The sequence below is a fragment of the Kribbella pittospori genome, from assembly GCF_004331465.1.
Taxonomy (GTDB): Bacteria; Actinomycetota; Actinomycetes; order Propionibacteriales; family Kribbellaceae; genus Kribbella; species Kribbella pittospori.
In genome coordinates this window covers 21,884-41,052 of the sequence record NZ_SJKB01000023.1, presented here as the reverse complement: position 1 = coordinate 41,052, position 19,169 = coordinate 21,884, and the positions used below count along the sequence as shown (strand labels likewise).

At 64.1% G+C, this 19,169-nt stretch carries 13 protein-coding genes; 10 read left to right on the top strand and 3 right to left on the bottom strand.

Annotated features, from left to right (window positions below):
• Nucleotides 1-170: 170 nt before the first annotated feature.
• Complete coding sequence (locus tag E0H73_RS40905; protein WP_131365889.1) at nt 171-1,730, bottom strand: hypothetical protein; 1,560 nt, start codon at nt 1,728-1,730, stop codon at nt 171-173.
• Between the two features lie 1,058 nt (nt 1,731-2,788).
• Between E0H73_RS40905 and E0H73_RS40900 the strand changes: the two genes are divergently transcribed.
• From E0H73_RS40900 to E0H73_RS40870, 7 genes are all read left to right on the top strand, one after another.
• Entirely contained in the window at nt 2,789-4,156 is a 1,368-nt protein-coding gene (locus tag E0H73_RS40900; RefSeq protein WP_131365887.1) for a sulfatase family protein, read from the top strand.
• Between the two features lie 152 nt (nt 4,157-4,308).
• Nucleotides 4,309-5,514, top strand: a complete 1,206-nt coding sequence (locus tag E0H73_RS40895) for an enolase C-terminal domain-like protein (protein ID WP_131365885.1) — start codon at nt 4,309-4,311, stop codon at nt 5,512-5,514.
• 81 nt (nt 5,515-5,595) lie between these two features.
• The gene (locus E0H73_RS40890; protein ID WP_165556051.1) at nt 5,596-6,498 is read left to right on the top strand and encodes a dihydrodipicolinate synthase family protein; all 903 of its coding nucleotides are present in this window, start codon (nt 5,596-5,598) and stop codon (nt 6,496-6,498) included.
• 51 nt (nt 6,499-6,549) lie between these two features.
• Nucleotides 6,550-7,977: a sulfatase-like hydrolase/transferase gene (locus E0H73_RS40885; RefSeq protein WP_165556050.1), complete on the top strand. Its 1,428-nt coding sequence runs from the start codon at nt 6,550-6,552 to the stop codon at nt 7,975-7,977.
• On the top strand, nt 7,977-8,744 hold the full coding sequence (locus tag E0H73_RS40880; RefSeq protein ID WP_131365879.1) for a ThuA domain-containing protein: 768 nt from the start codon (nt 7,977-7,979) through the stop codon (nt 8,742-8,744). The genes E0H73_RS40885 and E0H73_RS40880 overlap by 1 nt, the downstream gene beginning before the upstream one ends.
• Nucleotides 8,741-9,889 (top strand): Gfo/Idh/MocA family protein, encoded by a 1,149-nt coding sequence (locus E0H73_RS40875; RefSeq protein ID WP_131365877.1) that lies wholly within the window; start codon nt 8,741-8,743, stop codon nt 9,887-9,889. The genes E0H73_RS40880 and E0H73_RS40875 overlap by 4 nt, the downstream gene beginning before the upstream one ends.
• The gene (locus E0H73_RS40870; RefSeq protein WP_131365875.1) at nt 9,889-10,854 is read left to right on the top strand and encodes an SGNH/GDSL hydrolase family protein; all 966 of its coding nucleotides are present in this window, start codon (nt 9,889-9,891) and stop codon (nt 10,852-10,854) included. Before E0H73_RS40875 ends, E0H73_RS40870 begins: the two co-directional genes overlap by 1 nt.
• A 1,303-nt stretch (nt 10,855-12,157) precedes the next feature.
• Here E0H73_RS40870 and E0H73_RS40860 read toward each other — a convergent pair.
• Together E0H73_RS40860 and E0H73_RS40855 are read right to left on the bottom strand one after the other, a co-directional pair.
• A complete protein-coding gene (locus E0H73_RS40860) occupies nt 12,158-13,696 on the bottom strand; it encodes a glycosyl hydrolase family 28-related protein (RefSeq protein ID WP_131365871.1) in 1,539 nt (512 codons plus the stop codon).
• Nucleotides 13,697-13,784: 88 nt separating this feature from the next.
• Nucleotides 13,785-15,419 carry an extracellular solute-binding protein gene (locus E0H73_RS40855; protein WP_131365869.1) on the bottom strand — a complete coding sequence of 545 codons (1,635 nt, stop codon included), beginning with the start codon at nt 15,417-15,419 and terminating at the stop codon, nt 13,785-13,787.
• Nucleotides 15,420-15,643: 224 nt separating this feature from the next.
• Here E0H73_RS40855 and E0H73_RS40850 point away from each other — a divergent pair, with 224 nt between their 5' ends.
• The 3 genes from E0H73_RS40850 (at nt 15,644) to E0H73_RS40840 (ending at nt 19,169) form a co-directional block, all read left to right on the top strand.
• Nucleotides 15,644-16,462: a helix-turn-helix transcriptional regulator gene (locus E0H73_RS40850; RefSeq protein WP_131365866.1), complete on the top strand. Its 819-nt coding sequence runs from the start codon at nt 15,644-15,646 to the stop codon at nt 16,460-16,462.
• Between the two features lie 284 nt (nt 16,463-16,746).
• Nucleotides 16,747-17,499, top strand: coding sequence for a phytanoyl-CoA dioxygenase family protein (locus E0H73_RS40845; RefSeq protein WP_238164600.1), 753 nt, complete (start codon nt 16,747-16,749; stop codon nt 17,497-17,499).
• 617 nt (nt 17,500-18,116) lie between these two features.
• Nucleotides 18,117-19,169 (top strand): ABC transporter permease, encoded by a 1,053-nt coding sequence (locus E0H73_RS40840; protein WP_131365862.1) that lies wholly within the window; start codon nt 18,117-18,119, stop codon nt 19,167-19,169.

The following is a 19,169-nucleotide window of genomic DNA, read 5'->3' as shown; positions in this document are numbered from 1 at the left end:
GATCAACGCCGTATCGAGCAGGCAACCCAACTGCAGCTACCACCACCGTTGGCAAGCTTACAACGTCGAGACAGGGTCTCGTACGGCTTTGGGACCCAATATGCACGGGATCTGTTCGATTGCCGGACTTATCTGAGTCGCGTAAAGCTCTGTGCGACGACTTGCCATCGTCAGCAAGTCACCGGATTGCCGTTGACGATCACGGTGCTGTCCGGGTCCGGACAGCCGATCACGTTCCCACCGAGGTCGACGTCGATGTCGAGGTCTGTTGCGTCACCGAGCTCGAGGTCGCCGGCAGAGTAGGTACCGCGGATGGTGTGGCCGGTTCCATCGCATCCGATGGCGTTGGCTAGCGGAGTCGCGACGAAGTTTCCGTTGAGATTGCATCGGATCAGGTGTCCGCCTGGATCGTCGTAGCGGGCGAATGATTGTAGCGAGGACCCTCCGGTGAAGGAAGTGATGGTGACGGTGTTGTCACGGGTCACGAACTGAGTATCGCCTGGTCCGTCATCGAGTGCATTAATAAAAGATACGACCGAGCCGGTCAACCCGGCGCAGTTAAGTGCGTCTATAGTGACATCGATTCCCGAGACTCTGGACATGCGCACAGCAAAAGTGTCGAAGTCGTATCCATCGGCGTTAATGGTGCCGATGTCGATCGTCAGATCGTGCATGCTCTCGTTGAGTGCAATTAGAGAGATGCGAACCGAGCGCGCAGTTTTCGTGTACGTCGCCTGATTGATGTGGAACTGTGATCCGACGCTGTTGCCCGCTATGTCAATGATCTTGCGATCGACAATGATAGAATCGACCGAAACGTCGCTGAAGCAAACACTGTTTGTGAAGAGTCCATTCTGTCCACGAAGCTCGCCCCAATGGATCGTCGATCCCAGGGTCGATCCTCGGGCGATCGCCGACGCGTTCACGGATTCGAGTCGGATCCCGTCCACCTGCGCGTCGTAGGCGCAGTAGAGGGTTCGGAGCCCATGGAAGTCAATGATCGAGTTGTCCGCATGGGCGATCATCGACACGTCCACCGCCCGTAGCCAGGGAAACTCGAAATCGATGCGCCCGCTGGTCGTGTTGATTGCGACGATCCGATTGAAGCTGCCATAGTGGGGGAAGATTATAACATCGTTGGGGGGATTGTTGTCGGGGCGGAGAAGCGTGGTATGCGCATCGGATCGGTTGAAGACGATGTCGCCGACGGCAAAGTTGCTGGTCTCGGCGGGTACGTCCAACGTCATATGGTATGCGCCTTCTACGACGGCACCTCCGGTGAAGTACGTAAGTTGGTCCCAGTACGCGGGATGGTAATTTCCCGGCAGTACCGTGATTCCAAACACGAGGTCGGGTGCAGTGTTGGTGACCCTTCCGGTCCCCGACCAACGCACGTGGCTAGGGAGGTACAACGGCTTCGTGGTGAAGTAGTCGTTGTTCATGATCAGTTGCTCGCCGGTGGCTGCCGAGGCGTCCAGGGCGGCTTGAAGGGCGTCGCTGTTGTCGGCTGCGGTGACGTCGGCGCCGAAGTCCTCGGGTATGAGGTACGTGCCCTTGCTCGAAGATCCAGGGCCCCGTAGCGGCCCTCGCATCTGTCCAGCGGCAGCGGGAACTGCGGGCGCGGCTAGCGCCCCACCGGCGAGCCCCATCGTCACGCCGCTGTAGTAGAGGAATCTGCGTCGACCGATCATCGCACGGGCGGTGTGATCGTTGCGTGGATGTGCAGTCATGAACTTCTTCCTTCTCTCCGTTGAGGACTGTGGCCCGAGTTCTCCTCGTTGGACATCACATGCGACATGTTGGGTCGGCCCAGCGGGACCCACAGCCGGTGATAGGCAACGCATGAACGCTCGAGGCGAGTTGGGCCGCCGGACAGAGTTCATGATGGAGAACTGACGTCTTCATCTTGAGCATCCAACGCTGGATGGTATCCCCAAGCTTTGTCAAGGGGCTGGACTCTGATGTGCGACGTCGACGGCATGACAGCCACTTGACGCACTGCGGGCGCAAGGCGTCAGTTCTCGCATGAAGAATCAGGTTCTTCATTCGAGCTCTATCGTGTTCGCATGATCGAAACCCGGGCGATGGGGGTGATCTGGCCTGCGATCGCCGACGGGGGCCCTCGGTTCCTTTCAGATCAGGTGCCCTCGAGGGTGACAGCTGAGACCGTCGTCGAGGCGCAGCGACGAATCCCGCCGCCGAGGACGCGGTTGAAGCAGGCGGTTGCTGGGTAACAGTGCAGACCCCAGTCTTGGGTTTCGGTCAATGTGTGCGGGCATTCGCCACTCGCCTGTCGGCTTCCTGTCCAAGATCGATCAGGATGCAGTCGCGATGTCGAGACCGAGTTTGGGTTGTCGTGGCATTCGGCGGCCGTTCGACAGGCTAGGGCCCCGGCGAACATCTGCCGATGCTGTTGGCTTACCTGCTGCGACTTCCCCTGCGACGGCGCGACTGGCGTGATCGAGCTGGACTGTCAGACGGTGGATCGACCGTCGGTGCCGATGATCGCGTCGCCGGGGCGATACGCAGGCGATCGCGGTTTCTATGGAGGAAGTTTCCTTCAGGCAAGAAGGCTAAGGACTGCGGAGTCCCACGGTGCCTGCGATGCAGAGCATGATCCCGTCACTTGACAAATCGCACTTGATGCGACATCGTGCACCTATTCTGGTACGTAGACCGCACTTCTCAAATGTGAACCATCCCTGGGAGCGGCGATTGGCTTCGAGTTCAGGCCGCATCACCTGCGAACTAGTCGATGGATCGCTACCCGGCACAGTGGAGCAGTGGATTGAATGAGCTGAGACCGAATATCGTCGTGATGCACTGCCATGACCTGGGTCGGTTCCTGGGCAGCTACGGCTACCCGACAGTCCGGACACCTCACCTCGACGCGTTCGCTGCTGACGGTGTCCGGTTCAGCCAGGCATTCGCTGCTGCCCCGCAGTGCAGCCCATCAAGAGCGGCTCTCTTCACAGGCCGATGGCCACATGCCAACGGCGTTCTGGGACTCACCCACGGCAGCTTCGCGTGGAACCTGCAGGCTGACGAAGAGCACCTGGGCAGCCGCTTGCAGGGGCGTGGCTACAGCACCGCGATGGTGGGGGTCCATCACGAGTCCCTAGCGCAGCCTGACAGCGCGCTGGCCACCCGCCTGGGGTTCGATCATGTCGACACTTCAGAGGTCCTGGCGGCACCGGTGGCCGATCGGGCCGTAGGTCAGCTCGACCTGCTCGCCAGTGGCGCGCGGCCCTTCTATCTTCAGGTCGGTTTCCTCGAGCCACATCGCATCCCGGGAAGTCGCGACCCGGACGGAACCATGGGCTTCATCGGCAACCACCTCGAGCCCGACGACGCGAACGGCGTCACCATACCGGCCTACCTCCGCGATACGCCTTCCTCGCGCGCCGAGCTCGCTGAACTCCAGGGTGCCGTGCGGCACATGGACATCGCAGCGGGCCGGGTTCTCGAGCATCTGGAGCGCCTCGGCGTAGCGGACAACACTCTCGTCATGTTCACCACCGACCACGGACTGGCACTGCCCCGTGCCAAGTGTTCGCTCTACGACCCAGGCCTCGAAGTCGCGCTGATCGTCCGGTATCCGCAGCGGGGATGGAGCGGTGGTCGGATCCAGGATGCGCTGGTTTCCAATGTCGACATCGTGCCGACGTTGCTCGACCTGCTCGACTCCCGGGACACGACTCTGCACGGCCGCAGCTTGCTCGGCCTGCTCGACGGCGCAGCGGATCCCGGCCGGCAGGAGATCTTCGGCGAGATCACCTACCACGACTACTACGATCCGCGGAGGTGTGTCCGCACCGGCGCTCACAAGCTGATCGCGAACTTCAGCTCCGCGTACGGCTTCATGGACCCTAGTGGATCGTGGAACCGGCGCTGTATCCCGAAGGTGCCGACCGCAGGGGCAACTGCGTACCATCCGCCGATCGAGTTGTATGACCTTCGTGACGACCCGTACGAGTTGACGAATGTGGCCGCTCAACCCGAGCACGCCGCGATCGTGGCGGACCTGGCCCGCAGGCTGCTGTCATGGATGCAGGAGACCCGAGATCCGCTGCTCAACGGTGCCGTCACCTCTCCGATGCATACCAGAACTGTTGGCATCCTCAACGCCCAGGGGCCCTCCCGAGCCTTTGATTGAGAGGAACGTTCATGGAGTGTCAGGTCCAACCATCAAGTCTGCCGAGTCGCGGTTCAGGGCCGCTCAGTCGGCGGGAACATGTACGAACCCACGGCTCAGCGCTACGCAGGTGTACTCATCGCCCCGCGGTATAGGAACCGGAGGAACGAGCCATGAAGATCACCGATGTAGCCGCAGTCAGTGTCGATCTGCCCGAGCGGCGGCCCACGACGTCGGCCCGCCGGGCCAGTTGGAACCACACCGCGCCTCGCGGCCTTCCGCTCAACAAGTACGACGAGTTTCCGCCCGGACTACCTCGGGCTACGCCGGGATTCGTAGGTGACGCGGTCTGGGTCAAAGTGACGGTCGAGAACGGAACCTGGGGCCTCGGACGATGCAGTTTCGGCCGTCCGGTTGCTGCGCTTGTCGACGACCACCTTGGTCCGCTGATGCTCGGGCAGGACTGCTTCGCGACTGAGAAGCTCAACGACATGATGTGGCAGTCGTCGCGCCGCCATGGCACCGCCGGACTGTCGGCGGTTGCCCAGACCGGGGTCGACCTTGCGCTCTGGGACCTCAAGGGAAAGCTGTTGCAGCAACCGGTGTGGCGGCTGCTCGGCGGTCCCGCGCGTGACCGGATTCCCTGCTATGTCACCGGCGACGATCTGGACTGGGCCCTCGAACTGGGCTTCACATCCTTCAAGATCACCAATCCGGTCCACTACCGGCAGGGACGCAAGGGCCTGGACATCATCGAGCAGAAGATCGCCGCGGCACGTGCGGAGATCGGCCCGGACTATGACCTCATGTACAACCCGGTCATGTCGTTCGACGTTGAGTTCACCGTCCGCCTTGCCGAGCGGGTGCGATCCTACGACCTTCGCTGGATCGAAGAGCCGGTCGGCCCGGAAGACATCGACAGTCTGCTCGCGATCAAGCGCGCTGTTCCTTGGCTCACCCTTGCGACCGGGGAGGACCACCACACTCGGCATTCGTTCGCGCGGCTGATCAACCATCGCTGTGTCGACATCGTCCAGCCTGACCTGCAATGGTGCGGCGGCCTGACCGAGGCACTGAAGATCTACGCGCTGGCCGAGACGGCATCCGTCAAAGTCATGCCCCACGGTGCCATGAACACCCCCTATGGGCAGCACTTCGTGTACGCCCTGCCGGAGTGCGACCTGGGGGAGTTCCATCTCAGCTCGCCGGTCGGCGTCCCGCTCGAGGAGGTCGTGCCGATTCCGGGCATGGCGGTACCGCGTGACGGCTACATCGTCCCGTCCGATGCTCCCGGGTTCGGTATCGAGATTCCCGAAGCGGCGCTCGTGCCCTGGACGCCCACGAAGCCGGGCGATGCTGGGGGAGCCGGGTTCTGGTGAGCCACCGCGCCGGGGTGCGGTACACATTCAGTCTTGGAGTATGAAATGGATCATCAAGTACTGCCGCGTGGTCCTGTCGCCATGCTTGTGACGCCTTTCCTGGACAGCGGGGCCCTGGACCTTCCAGGGCTTGTCGATCAGACCGAGTTCGCCATCCGGCTCGGTGCGACGGGCCTGGCGCTGTTCGGGCTTGCAGGCGAGGGTTTCAAGCTGTCGGAGGCGGAGCGCGAATCGCTACTGGAGACGGTGGTCGCTGTCAACGCCGGCCGGCTGCCCGTGATCACCGCGGTGGACCACGCCGGTTCGCTCGCGGCTGCCGCACGCGCCGAGCGCGCGATGGCGCTGGGCAGCGCGGCCGTCATGGCCATGCCCCCGATGGTCTCGCCGGAGCCATCACCCGACGCGATCCTTCATCATTTCCGCGCGCTTGAAGCCGCTACTGCTGCGCCCATCGTCGTACAGGACGCTCCGGCGGCCAGTAACGTGCGCCTGCCGGTCGATCTTCTCCGCCGGCTCACCGACGAGGTTCCGGCGATCGCGGGAATCAAGGTGGAGGCTCCGCCGACCCCGCCGAAAGTTGTTGCCCTGCGCAAGCAGCTGGATCGCGAGCTGATCCTGTACGGCGGCCGGGGAGGCATCGCGCATCTCACCGAGCTCTTGGCCGGGGCCGACGGCACCATGGTCGGGCCGGCGTACATCGACGTGTTCACGGCGATCTGGCGTGCGTTCGCGACTGGTGACACGGCGTCCGCGCGCAGGCACTTCACCACGCTCCTGCCCGCGATTGCGTTTGCTGAGGGCAACGACCTGTACGCCAGGACGCAGAAGATGATGCTACGGGACGAAGGCGTCATCTCGTCCGACCTGATGCGCAACCCGACCGGAGCCATGGACACCGTCATGCGCGAGGAGTGGAGCCGGATCGCCGCGGCGATACCGCGACCGACCAGCACCCCGCGGGCGCCGTCATATCGGTCGTCCTGATCATCGGAGAGATTCTGTTCCTGCAGTGCTGTTTCATCGAAGGGATTGCCGGTGCCATCGAGGGATGAGAGGTCCGACGTGGAAGAGTGTCCGGACGCCGCGACCAATGTGGTGGTCGTCATCGCAGATCAGCTGCGGCGTGACGCGTTGGCGATCTACGGCGACCCGAACGTCTCGACGCCGAACCTCGACGCGCTGGCGTCCGCGGGTGCGCGGTTCACGAATGCGTGCTCGACGTACCCGGTCTGTGTCCCTTTCCGATTCAGCCTCGTGACGGGTGAGTACGCGCACACGCGCGGCGTCCCTGCGATCGAGTGGCGGATGTCGCCGGCCGAACGGACGCTCGCGGACGAGTTCAACGATGCCGGTTACGACACGGCCTTCTTCGGGAAATGGCATCTGTACGGCGGCAACGGCGGAGTGCTGCCGAGCTATCCGAACGATCGGGCACGCCGGACCCATATACCGCGTGCGTACCAAGGGCGCTGGCAGCACTTCGCCGGATTCGAGCTCTGCAACGACCCGTTCAACACCACCTACTTCGTCAACGACGATCCGACACCGCGAGCGATCGAGGGGTACCAGACCGATGGGCTCTTCGATCTCGCCATCGACTACATCGGGCAACGGGCCACCACAGAACGCCCCTTCTGCTGCGTGATCTCCGTTGAACCGCCGCACCCCCCGCTCACCGCGCCGGACAAGTACCTTTCCAGATGGTCGGACCGCCCGCTGCGGCTGCGTCCGAACTTCGCGGACGTTCCGTCCTACCGCCCGCGCCGGCCGGGCTCAACGGGCCTCCTCGACGACCTGCGCGGCTACTACGCAGCCATCGAGAACCTGGACGACAACATCGGCCGGCTGCGCGACACGCTGTCCGCTGAGGGCCTCTGGCAACGAACAGTTGTCCTGTTCACTTCAGACCACGGCGAGTTCCTAGGCAGCCACGGCCTGACCGCGAAATGTGATCCCCGAGAGGAATCCAGCGGCATTCCCCTGATTGTTGCCGGTGGCGGCTTGCCCGCCAATCGTCACATCGAGGATCCGGTCTGCACCGAGGATCTGTTTCCCACCATCCTCGGCCTCGCGCGGCTGTCACCAAGGGATCCGCGACCGGGGGAGGATCTGGCCGCCCTGATCCGTGGAGACGTTCCGAACCTGGCCAGGCCAGGCGTCATGCTCGAACACGTCGCCGAGTACCGGCCCCGAGCACCCTTCCATGACCAGTCGTGGCGTGCGTTCCGCACGACCGATTTCATCTACGCGGTTCTCGGCGGCGCGGACGGCGGCCGCCCCTGGTTGTTCTACGACCTCGAGAAGGATCCGGGCCAGCAGACGAACCTTGTCAACGACGCCGATCGGATTCCGGACATGGCCAGGCTCCACAACCTCCTGCGCCAACGCATGCAAGCGACCGATGACCACTACTTTCTCGCGCCTGCCCACGGGGAGCCGGGATTGAACGACTGGAGGCCTTGATGACCCGCGTCACCGTCTGGAACGAGTACGTTCACGAGCAACTGGACGAACAGGTGAAGCGCCACTACCCGGACGGGATACACAGCACCGTGGCCCAGGCCGTCACGCGCCTGCTCGGTGACGGCGTGGAGGTGCGAACCGCAACCCTGGACCAGCCACAACACGGCCTCACCTCCGACGTGCTCGACACCACCGATGTGCTGGTCTGGTGGGGCCACATCCGCCATGCCGACGTCGCCGACGAAGTGGTTGACCTCGTGCAGGAACACGTACTCGGTGGGATGGGGCTCGTCGCGCTTCACTCCAGCCACTACTCGAAGATCTTCCGACGGCTCATGGGGACAACCTGCTCCCTGATGTTCCGGAACCTGGAGGCCGGTGAGCGCGAGACCGTCTGGACGATCGCACCCGACCACCCGATCGCGCACAACGTCCCGCATCCGATCGTGGTGGACGCCCAGGAGATGTACGGCGAGTTCTTCGACATCCCCGTCCCGGACGAGCTGGTCTTCGTCAGCAGCTTCGCCGGTGGCGAGGTGTTCCGGAGTGGATGCACGTTCCGGCGCGGCAAGGGCCGGATCTTCTACTTCAGCCCGGGTGATCAGGCCTTCCCCGTCTATCACAACCCCCATATCCAGCAGGTGATCGCGAATGCGGTGCGGTGGGCGGCACCTGCCGAGACGCAGGAGCGGGTCCGATGGGATCGACGGCGGAAGGACGAGATCAACTGGTTCACAAACAACGACCAGCAAGGAGTCCACGCATGACGAGTCAGGCTGTCGGAGATCGGCCTCTCCGCGTCGGGGTTGTGGGTCTCGGCTGGGCCGGGCAGTCGCACATGACAGCGTACGAGTCGCATCCGGGTATCGAGCTCGTGGCGATCGCCGGCCGTGAGCCGGATCTCCGGGCAGAACTGGGTGGTCGGTTCAACATCGAGGCCGCCTACGAGTCTGCGGACTCGCTGCTCGAGCACCCCAAGCTCGACGCCGTCAGCGTCGCCACACCGACATTTCTCCACGCACCCATCTCCATTGCCGCTCTGCAGGCCGGCCTGCACGTGCTGTGCGAGAAGCCGCTTGGCCGGACGGCGCAGGAGGCGGCATCGGTCGTTCAAGCGGCGGCGCGGAACGACCGGGTGCTCGACGTCGCATTCAACAAGCGCGGCCGGCCCGCCGTCATCGCACTACAGCGGCTGATCGCGCAAGGGCGCCTCGGACGCATCTACTACGGCCGGGCGCACTGGCTTCGGCGCGCCGTCGTACCACCGGACGGCAGCTGGTTCCTCAACCAAGAGGCCGCTGGCGGTGGTGCGCTGGTGGACACCGGGGTCCATGTTCTTGACCTGGCCCTGCATGTCCTGGGAGAGCCGCGCGTCTCCAGCGTTTCCGCGGTGACCTTCGCCGAGCTCGGGCCGCGTGGCCTAGGGCGCAGGCCGGTGACCCTGGACCTCCCGCGCAAGCAGATGATGGGGACAGGCTTCGAGGTCGAGGATTTCGCCGCCGGCCTGCTGCGCTTCGACGACGGTGGCGCGCTCCAGTTGGAGTGCAGCTGGGCCGCATACCAAGACTCGGCCGATTCGTTCGGCCTCGAGCTCTTCGGCACGGAGGCCGGAGCCAGACTTGAGATTGGCACCGCCGACCCGTCGGCGGACACCCTGAGCGTCTTCGGTGAGGTCGCCGGAGTCCCTGCGAAGGCAGACGTCCCGCGTCCGCCAGCCTCCACCGTAGCGACCGGAAGTCACGCGGACATCGTGTCAACCTTCGTCGCGCATGTGACGCAAGGCCGGCCGGCGGATCTCGACCTGCACGACGTTCTCTCCAGGTCGAGCATCATCGACGCCTGTTATCTGTCCGGTAGATCGGGACAGCAGGAGCGCGTCGTTCCTGGCTCCGAGCTCTTGTCCGCCGGCTGATGGTGCGATGGCTTGGCGCGGCAGCGGTCGTCACGGACCAGAGTGGATGGCTGAACTTCTACCGGATCGATCCTGCGGACCAACCGTTTGCTGACGACCCGGATCTGTGGGCCAAGCTCAGGATGCCGGCGGGGATCCGTACGGCGTTCCGGACCGATGCCCCGAAGCTGACGCTCGTCACGTATGCCGGCGCGGACTGCGCACCTGTCGACGTGATCGTCGACGGTGCGCTCGCTCACCGTCTGCCCGTACCGCCGGGCGAGAGCACTCTTCATGCACCGTTGCCGGGCCGACCTGCGAAGGTCGAGGTGTGGCTACCGCAGTACGGCGACTTCAAGATCCGTGAGCCGCTGCTGGTCGGAGGAGATGCGGTGCCGGCCGACGACAACGGCTTGCGGTGGATCGCCTACGGCAGCTCGATCACCCAGTGCCGGACAGCCGCCGGTCCCTCCGAAACCTGGCCCGCCCTGGTCGCACGGCAACACGGCTGGCAGCTCACCTGCCTGGGCCTGGGCGCCCAGTGCCACCTCGACCCCGTCATCGCCCGCACCATCCGGCGTACGCCGGCAGAGCTGATCTCGCTGTGTCTCGGCATCAACATCTATGGCAAAGCCACCTTCAACCGCCGGAGTCTCCGGCCACACGTAGCTGGTTTCATTCACACCATCCGCGATCAGCAGCCCGAAACACCGATCGTGGTCACCACGGCGATCCGAAGCCCGAAGGTCGACGGCAACCGCAACGCAGCCGGGATGACCCTGGCCGAGATACGCGGCGAGGTGGCGGAGGCGGTACACGCCCTCGCCTGCGTCGGCGACGACAACCTTCACCTGGTGGACGGGCTGCTGCTGCTCAGCACGGATGAAGCCGAGCAACTCCTGCCGGACGGAGTACACCCGTCACCCGACGGCTACCACCTCCTCGCCGACCGGCTGGCGCCGATCCTCCTCGACGCGATCGACTAGGAACCTTCTGAACAAAGCCTGGCCCCTTGGAGGTCCGAAGAGGCGGGCTTGAAACCCAGCAGTAGCCGAGCGGCGGAGCGCCGGGACGCGGTCAGCTCTCGGCTGACCGGCGGAGTAGTCGCTGCAACAGCCCGCGAGGACGGACGGCCTAACGGTGCTTGGGCCGGTACGCGTCTTGCGCTTCCCTGGCGCTGACGTCCGACGCTGGGGGCCTTCATCCGGACTGAGGCGGCCGCTGCCGCCGGGGATAGTCGGGTCCGGCGGAGGGATGCGGCCGGGCGGCTGTCTCCGGGAAACTGTCTTCGTTTCCCGGAGGGCCGCGACAGCCCGTACTGCGGCCGCGGTGTCCACCAGTTGCCCTGCTGTTGGGCTGAGTGCCCCAGTACCGCCCTACGGATCGCCAGCTCGTCGTACCGGCTGCCCCCAAGCGGCGGTGGGCCTTGCTTAGCACGCCGGCGTATCGGCCAGCGCGGTAATTAGCATCGGCGTGCTTTGCAGCTGACATAACGACGGCTATCGGCGCGGCTTCACCCGCCATGGCGGCAGTTCGCTCGCGTGCGTGCCCTGGAGTTGAGAATCGATCGATTCTCGACACCACCAACCCGGCGAGCTCTGCCTGGTCCGTGTCTTGGCAAGTCTGCCTGGCCGGCGTCTTGGCACGGCCGCCCTCGATGAGGCGTCGACCGCGGTTGCCGAGAGCAATGACATCGCACGGAAAGCTTGACTGCAGTCGCACGAGACCAAAGACCGGCCATCTCGTCGAGCTGGTGATCGGCGACAACGGTACGTGTTCGCCATCCGCCAGGAAGTCCGAATTCCGCCGATCCGAGGGAGGTCGCACGGCCAGTCCTCGAACTGGCCTGCCTACCGCTCCAGCGGCCTTCGCGGCTAGGTTTGGCACCTCGCCCACCTCCGAGCCGGTGGCCGCCGTCATCGCTTGACCTGGGCAACTACTCCGCTGCACGGCCGCTCGGCCATCTGCTCCATAGCTTGTCGTTTAATCCCTGATCTGAGGGTTGTCGCCGGGTAGCGGCGTGTCGCCATGATGTGGCACGGCCACCGCTTGTTCATCTTCGGGTTCCTTCCGCAGAACGTGAAGACAAAGGCGGTGGCCGTGGGTGTCAGGGTGCAGCATTCGGCTGATTTGGGCGAGCGGGTGTGCTCGGCGAGTCCGGGGTGACCTTGCCGGGTTTCGCTGTGCGTCCTATGACTGTCTGGCCTCGCGGGCTGATGCGTTGTTCGAGCTGACCGATGCGATGTTGTGTGCCGATGGGCCGATGGGCCGATGGGCCGATGACTGAGGTCAGCTGCGGTCCGTGAGCTGCTGGGTGAAAAGGCTGGACGGTTGCAGGTGGGTGCCCGGGGATACGATGACACCGTTCTGATGGTCGGGGGTCGGGTCTAGTTGGGTGCCGGTCGGGCCGAAGGCCCAGTTGTGCGCGGTGGGTGGGTTCTCGATCCTCCATCTTCCGGCCTCGGTGTTCCAATATGTGCAGTTGGCGCCTGACCAGCCTTGGCCGGATCCCATCCAGGCACGGTCCTGGATGGAGATCGCTCCGTTGGTGGTCAGGCGATCGAAGAGCACTCCCACCGCCCATCGCTGGTGTGTCGAGGCGTCCATGTCGTTCGTCCCTTCGCTCTGCGCGGAGCATCCGGTGAAAACGTTCGGGCCGGCTACGCTGCCGTTGGGGGTGCCGAACGAGTGCACGCCGTTTCCGAGGACCGTGCAGTTGCGGAGCAAGCTGAGCTGGCCGGAAACACCGAACGCGTAGGGAGCGGCGGAGACGGTGGTGATCGCGTCGTAACAGTTGAAGGTGTCGACGGTGATCCGAGTGGCCTCCTTGTCGATGAGCAGGCCCTTCTGCAGGCCGGTTGTGAGAACGTCGGTCAGCCAGCAGTCGAAGGATGCTCCGACGGTGACCCCGAACGCGACGACCGACCCCCCAGGCACCGGTCCGTTGATCTTGAGGTTCTCGATCCCGGAGTTGGTGATCCGTTCCGGCTGGGTGTAGCGCCAAATGGAAGCATTGGTGTATTCGGCTTCGAGTGCATTGCACAGCGGTGCGTCGATGGTCACCTCCGAGCCGGAGATGGCGGTGATCCTTCGCTTGAACCGGAGTCCGACGAACTGAGAATCGGTGGACGCGGGCCATTGAGTGGACGGCGTTCCGTCGGGCCGCGGCGGAATCTCGTCCATATCGATCGCACTTACCCACTCCGCGGTCTGCGGCCGCTCGACGATGATGTCCTGGCCGACCGACAGACCCGACGTGCTGCTCACGTTGAAGGTTCGCGCGCCGACCGGAACATAGTCGTCGGTCACCGAGGTCTGGGTGCCGACCATGGTGGCCGCGGCTGTGGAGGTGCCGAGCTGGATCGCTGGGCTCGCAGTGGACTCGATTCGTGTCCCCGAGTCGGATGCCCCGGTGCCGCGGAGCACCACGTTGGAGTTGGCGATCCTCAAGGGCGAGGAGATGCGGTAGGTGCCGGTGCTGAGCAAGACCGCGCCGGGGGTCGTCCTTCCGGCCAGCGAATCGAGCGCGGCTTGGATCCGGACCGTATCGTCACCGGAGCTGTTGGCCGCCAAGGTGACCACGACCGGCGCGGTGGGAATGGTGGCGGTCGACAATCCGTACCCGACCCAGGAGTAGTCGGGCACCCGGTTCCCATCAGAGTCCGTCCCGTAGCTGAGTCGACCGTTGGACAAGGAGATCCAGGTCGCAGGATCGGCGGCCAGCACTGGTTTCCTAGGGACGGCCAACGCTGGTCTACTGGGGATGAGCATTGCTGCGCCCCCGGCGGCCGCGGCGCCGGCCAGAAACCTTCTTCGGTTCAAAGTCATTGTGGATCCTCTCGTCGTTGACGGCGGTCCGGTCGGCTGAAAGGGACCAGAACGCCTCACCACTATTTGTTCTGATGCGAAGGCGCAGTTACTTGGCCGACATTGCTGCCTCGAGTTCTGTGCGGATCCGGTCACCGCCTCCGGAGCGCCAGCTGGCCACCGACTTGGCCCAGTCGCTGATCTTCTTGCGGCCCTGAATGATGTCGTTGAAGTCGCTGTCCATGCGCTTGTTCAGCTCGCCTCCCTTTGCAGAAGCGGTCTCCGAGTACTGGTACAGGGCCGGATTCTGGATCGCGTTCGTGTTGGCCATCTTCTTCATGTGGGCGTGGGTCTTCTCCGTGACCTGTGAGTCGTTCGGGTAGTAGGCAACGCCCGGAGCAGCGACCAGGGGAGTCAAGAGCAGCTGCTCTCGGAGGCCGCGAGCAGTCTGCACGGGATCTGAGCCGTTGAGCGTGTAGTCCGGGCCTGACTGGCCGTAGATCGCAGCGAGGTACTCCGCGCTGCCGAACGGTGCCGCCAGGTAGTTCCAGACCTTGAGGATGGTTTCGACGCGGTCCTCGTTGCCCTTCGAGATCCCTCCGACCGAGTACGCCGGCTCGGCCAGGTGGAACGTGCCCTGCCCGCCCGAGTATCCCGGCAGTGGCAGGGCGTCGAGGTCGAAGCTGGTGCCAGGCTTGTGCTCGCGATGGAAGCGAGACCACGCCTGGTAGTTGCCGCCGCAGATCAGCGTCCGCCCACCGATGAAGAACTGGCGAGTCTGCTCGCTGTTCAGTGCGAACGCGTCGGGATGAACGACGCCGGCCTTCCATAGCTTGATGCAGGCGTTGAGGACTTCTTCTTGTTCGGGCACCTCGTAGGCGTTGGTGAGCTTGCCGCCGTCCAGTCGCCACACGTTCGGCATCTTCAGCATCTGACGGATGTAGCCGATCGGAGGGGTGGCGAGGGCCCAGACCGAATTCTTCGAGTCGGTCAGTTCTTTGCACAGCGAGAACAGGTCGTCGAAGCTGGCGATCTGGCCGGCGTCCAGGCCCTTGGCCTTGATCAGATCACTCCGGTTGAACAGCACGCTGGATTGCCACATGCCTCGCGTGGTGGGGATGCCGTAGATGGCGTTGTTGAACACCCCAGCCGGCCACGCCTCCGACGGGATGTTCGCCAGGTTCGGGTACTTCTTGACCGCGTCACCGGACAGGTACTTGGTCAGGTCGACGAACTTGGCCTTCATCAGTTCTGGAAGACGCGCGACTTTGCCGACCTGCATGACCGCCGGGAGATCGTTTCCGGCGATCGTGGTCGCGAACCGCGCCACGTAGTCCGGCGATGGGACCTGTTGGATCTGGAGTTCGCTGCCGAGTTGCTCGTTCAAGTAGCTCCAGGCCGCGTTCTCCGACGCAGCCGGCCACGCAGGGTAGAAGATCGCCAACATCGCAGTGATCGGCGCTCCGTCACCAGGCCGGCCGTCGACAGATTTCGGTGGGTTCTGCGGGTAGTGCAGGAAACCATCCGCCGACCCCTTCTCGCCCTTGAGGTCAGGCCGGGCGCCCTCGAAGGGCACGTACGCCGGCAGTGGAACACGCTCAGAAGCCGGCACCACGCCGCGGGAATCTCCGCTGCTTGAGCATCCGGCAAGAAGCCCGCCACCAGCGGTCAGCGCCGCACCGGACAGACCGAGCCTGAGCAGGGACCGGCGGCTGAGATGGGAGGAGACGATGTCGTCGTACATGGATCAGTCCATCCTTCCGAGGAGACAGCGACGCTGCCTGCTTGTGAAGATCTGCCGCCACACTGGGACAGGTCAACCGGCCGGCCCGTTCCCTCTTCGTCGAGGTCCTGGGATCCGACATGCCGTGCATTTGACGGTCTCTATCGAGCTGAAACTAGACCGTAGAGTGGGCGTCAGCCATATCCAAGACTGCCGTCCACCTGCACTTTTCTGCGGAGGAAGCGATGCCCGGAGCAACTAAACCGGAAGCCGTAGCGCTCCGTCGTTTCGATGTCACCGGGCTTCGACAGCACTTCATGTATGCGACCGATGTCTATCGCAGCTGGGTCCTGCTCGCCCCGGTCACAGGCCGGTTCGCGTACACCCTCCGACCGAGTGGTCCAGGGCGCGCAGCGAACGGCGAGCGTACGCACTCCAGCGGGGAGTGCATCAGCGGCGAGCTCATTTTGTGCCCGCCGAACACCACGATGGACCGGGAGCTACTTGAGCCGTCGCGGTTCTGGTTCGCTGAGTTCGATCTCGTCGATCCAGAACTCGAGCCGTGGTGGCCGGCCGGCAAGATCTCGGTCTCTGATCGCCGAAGGCTGCGCGCGAACTTCCGCATCCTCGACGACAGCCGGGAACTACGCAACGCCCGGCGGCGTCACGTGCAGACCCATGTTTTGGTTGACGTCCTGGTCCTCATCGGTTGGGAGCACCAACCGTCAGCCCGGCCAGCCGACTCTGCCGCCGTCCGCGGTGCCGCCCACCTCGAAGAGCTCGTTCCACGCCGCAACGCTTCCATCCAGACCGTCGCGGACGCCCTCAGTATGAGCCCGACTCAGTTCACACGACGATTCCGCAAAGCCTACGGTGTGCCCCCGGTTCGCTACCTTACCGAGCTACGGCTCGCCCGGGCCCAGCGACTCCTGCTCGATACCGACCGGTCCGTGGCGTCGATCGCCGACGACTGCGGATACAGCAGTCCGTTCTACTTCTCCCGAGTCTTCCGCCAGGTCACGGGACACACGCCCACCAGCTATCGCGAATCACGACGGGTCTGACTGACGATATAGCTGGCGCTCCGGAGGGGTGACCGTATCCGCACAGAACTCGAGGCAGCACTGTCGGCCAAGTGACTACAGCTTCGCGTCAGAACAGCTAGTGGTGAGGCATTCTAGCGGTCGGATGTGGACCGAAATGAGCGCAGAAAAGTGCAGGTGAACGAGTGTCGCGGCTATGGTCGCGCGACCGCCGCGAACCTAGCGTGGTGGGTGTCACCAAGTCCGGCAGAGCGTGTGTTTCTGGCCGGCGCGAAGGAGAAAAGACCATGTCAACAATCGCAGTCATGGATGACGTGCAGATCGCCGACTACCACTCGAAGGGCTACATGGTCCTGCGCGGCGTTCTCGACGAAGCCGAAATCGCCGTACTCAAAGCCGAGGTCGAAAGACTGCAGGCGACCCCGTACCTGGTTGACCGGAGCAACATTCGGTCGGCGCACCGCCAGGTGAACGGTGAGCGGCGTCTGGAGAAGCTGGACCCGGTGCACGACGTATCGCCGGCGCTGTCCGCGCTGGTTCGCGACGAACGAATCCTCAGTCCGCTCCGTGACATGTACCTCGACGAGCCGAAGCTGTTCAAGGACAAGCTGATCTTCAAGCTTCCGGGGCAGAGTGGCTACGGAATGCACCAAGACGCCGGGTTCTGGCAGGGATTCCCCTTCGAGTCCCTGATCTCGGTCATGGTCGCCATCGACAGCGCGACGGCCGAGAACGGTGGACTGGAGGTGTTCCCGGGCCAGCATCACCAGCTCCTGACGACACCTGGCGAGCTGCGCAACATGAACGCCGATGAGATCGCCAAGGTCGACACCAGCGGCGGTGAGCTGGTCGAGACCCAGCCCGGCGACATGATCTTTTTCGGATCGCTCGTGCCGCACCGCAGCGGCCCGAACACGGCCAACGTCAGCCGCACGCAGCTGTACCTCACCTACGGCCCGGCCGCAGCCGGCGATCTCTACACCGCCCACTACCAGCACTACCGCCGGTACGCCTTCGGCTCCCGGCTCGCCGAAGACCCCACCCTGCACTTCGCCTGAACCGCATGCTGCGCCAGCGCGCCGCGGAGAGTCGCCGGCGTGTCGAGGCACCTCGCTGACGGCAGTAGCTATCAACGGCGCGCGGCTCAGCAGCTTCGAACTCAGGCCGCTGAGCAGACGGTGGCCGTCGCGGGTACCACGGTGCCGGCCATCGTCGGGAGCCCCAATGATTCCCTCGCGACCACTGGAGTCCACGCGAATCGACGCATCGCGACTACACCCTCATCCTCGAGCAGCAACCAACCTGACAAGGGGGCCCGAGCCTGAAATCTCTGACCCGCCATGCGCAAGCGATCGACCCGAGAGTCGAACTCCGGGTGGCTAAGGCCCAACCTCAGCCACCCGGACCCGACCAGTTTGCGCTGGAGACATGTCTGGGGCCCGGCACCCGGCGACGACGGGATCGCACAGGTGAAGGGGTCCGGCACCAGGAAGGACAGTTGACAAGCCTCGCCGCACGGACCGGAATCCTGGAGAACCAGCATGAGACCCATCGAGGGACCGCCACACCCGCCTCGATGCGACATCATCCACGTTCCCCACTATCGACGCGGCGCCGCAGCGGCTCGGAGCATGGACGCTGCGAGGGAGACGCTCACAAACACCAGGGAGGTGGCATGAGTTCGCACAACGCCGGCGCTGTAGTCGGTGCCAGCAACACACAGTCAGCCGATGCCGAGCCGCAGGCAGGCGACCAGTCGTCTGATCCAGGCCGCAAGGAACGGCGAACTCGGCCTGATCCGGCCAAGCCGAAGGTCTCATTCTTCGGCCGGATGCGGCGGGACAAGGCATTGTTGCTGTTCGCCGCGCCGGGAGTCTTCCTCGTCGTGTTGTTCCATTACGTTCCGCTGCTCGGCAACGTGATCGCATTCAAGGACTACCAGCCCTATCTGGGGATCTGGGAAGCGCCGTGGGTGGGGTTGGAGAACTTCAGGGTTGTCTTCAATGGTGACCCGTACTTCCTGAACGCGTTGAAGAACACTCTGGTCATCTCCCTGTTGCAGATCCTGGTCGTGTTCCCTGTGCCGATCGCGTTGGCGCTGCTGCTGAACTCGCTACTGGGGGAGCGGATCAAGCGCGTGGTGCAGTCGATCTTGTACCTTCCGCACTTCATGTCATGGGTCATCGTGGTCGCGATCTTCCAGCACATGCTGGGCAACGCCGGCCTCTACAACACGTGGGCCCGCGCGCACGATCTCCCGCTGCTCAGCATCATCGGGAACCCCGACCTGTTCATCCCGCTGATCACTTCACAGGTCATCTGGAAGGACGCGGGCTGGGGCACGATCATCTTCTTGGCGGCGATCTCGCGCGTCGATCTCGAGCTCTACGAAGCTGTCGCGGTCGACGGTGGCGGCCGCTTGCGGCAGCTCTGGCACATCACGTTGCCGGCGATTCGTGGCGTGATCATTCTGCTGCTGATCCTGCGGCTCGGCGATGCGCTGACCGTCGGGTTCGAGCAAATCTTCCTCCAGCAAGGGCCGGTAGGGCTCGAAGCCTCAGAAGTACTCGATACCTACGTCTACAACCGAGGCATCGTCGGCGGCGACTGGGGCGCGTCGGCCGCGGTCGGCTTGGTGAAGGGCCTTGTTGGCACCGCTTTGGTGCTCGGCGCCAACAAGGTGGCCCACCTCTTCGGTGAACGCGGCATCTACTCGACCAAGGACTGA

Excerpts from the sequence above, each read along its gene's own strand:
- E0H73_RS40905 (WP_131365889.1), bottom strand. The coding sequence starts at position 1,730 with ATGACTGCACATCCACGCAACGATCACACCGCCCGTGCGATGATCGGT.
- E0H73_RS40895 (WP_131365885.1), top strand. The coding sequence starts at position 4,309 with ATGAAGATCACCGATGTAGCCGCAGTCAGTGTCGATCTGCCCGAGCGG.
- E0H73_RS40890 (WP_165556051.1), top strand. The coding sequence starts at position 5,596 with ATGCTTGTGACGCCTTTCCTGGACAGCGGGGCCCTGGACCTTCCAGGG.
- E0H73_RS40880 (WP_131365879.1), top strand. The coding sequence starts at position 7,977 with ATGACCCGCGTCACCGTCTGGAACGAGTACGTTCACGAGCAACTGGAC.
- E0H73_RS40875 (WP_131365877.1), top strand. The coding sequence starts at position 8,741 with ATGACGAGTCAGGCTGTCGGAGATCGGCCTCTCCGCGTCGGGGTTGTG.
- E0H73_RS40870 (WP_131365875.1), top strand. The coding sequence starts at position 9,889 with ATGGTGCGATGGCTTGGCGCGGCAGCGGTCGTCACGGACCAGAGTGGA.
- E0H73_RS40860 (WP_131365871.1), bottom strand. The coding sequence starts at position 13,696 with ATGACTTTGAACCGAAGAAGGTTTCTGGCCGGCGCCGCGGCCGCCGGG.
- E0H73_RS40855 (WP_131365869.1), bottom strand. The coding sequence starts at position 15,419 with ATGTACGACGACATCGTCTCCTCCCATCTCAGCCGCCGGTCCCTGCTC.
- E0H73_RS40850 (WP_131365866.1), top strand. The coding sequence starts at position 15,644 with ATGCCCGGAGCAACTAAACCGGAAGCCGTAGCGCTCCGTCGTTTCGAT.
- E0H73_RS40845 (WP_238164600.1), top strand. The coding sequence starts at position 16,747 with ATGGATGACGTGCAGATCGCCGACTACCACTCGAAGGGCTACATGGTC.
- E0H73_RS40840 (WP_131365862.1), top strand. The coding sequence starts at position 18,117 with ATGAGTTCGCACAACGCCGGCGCTGTAGTCGGTGCCAGCAACACACAG.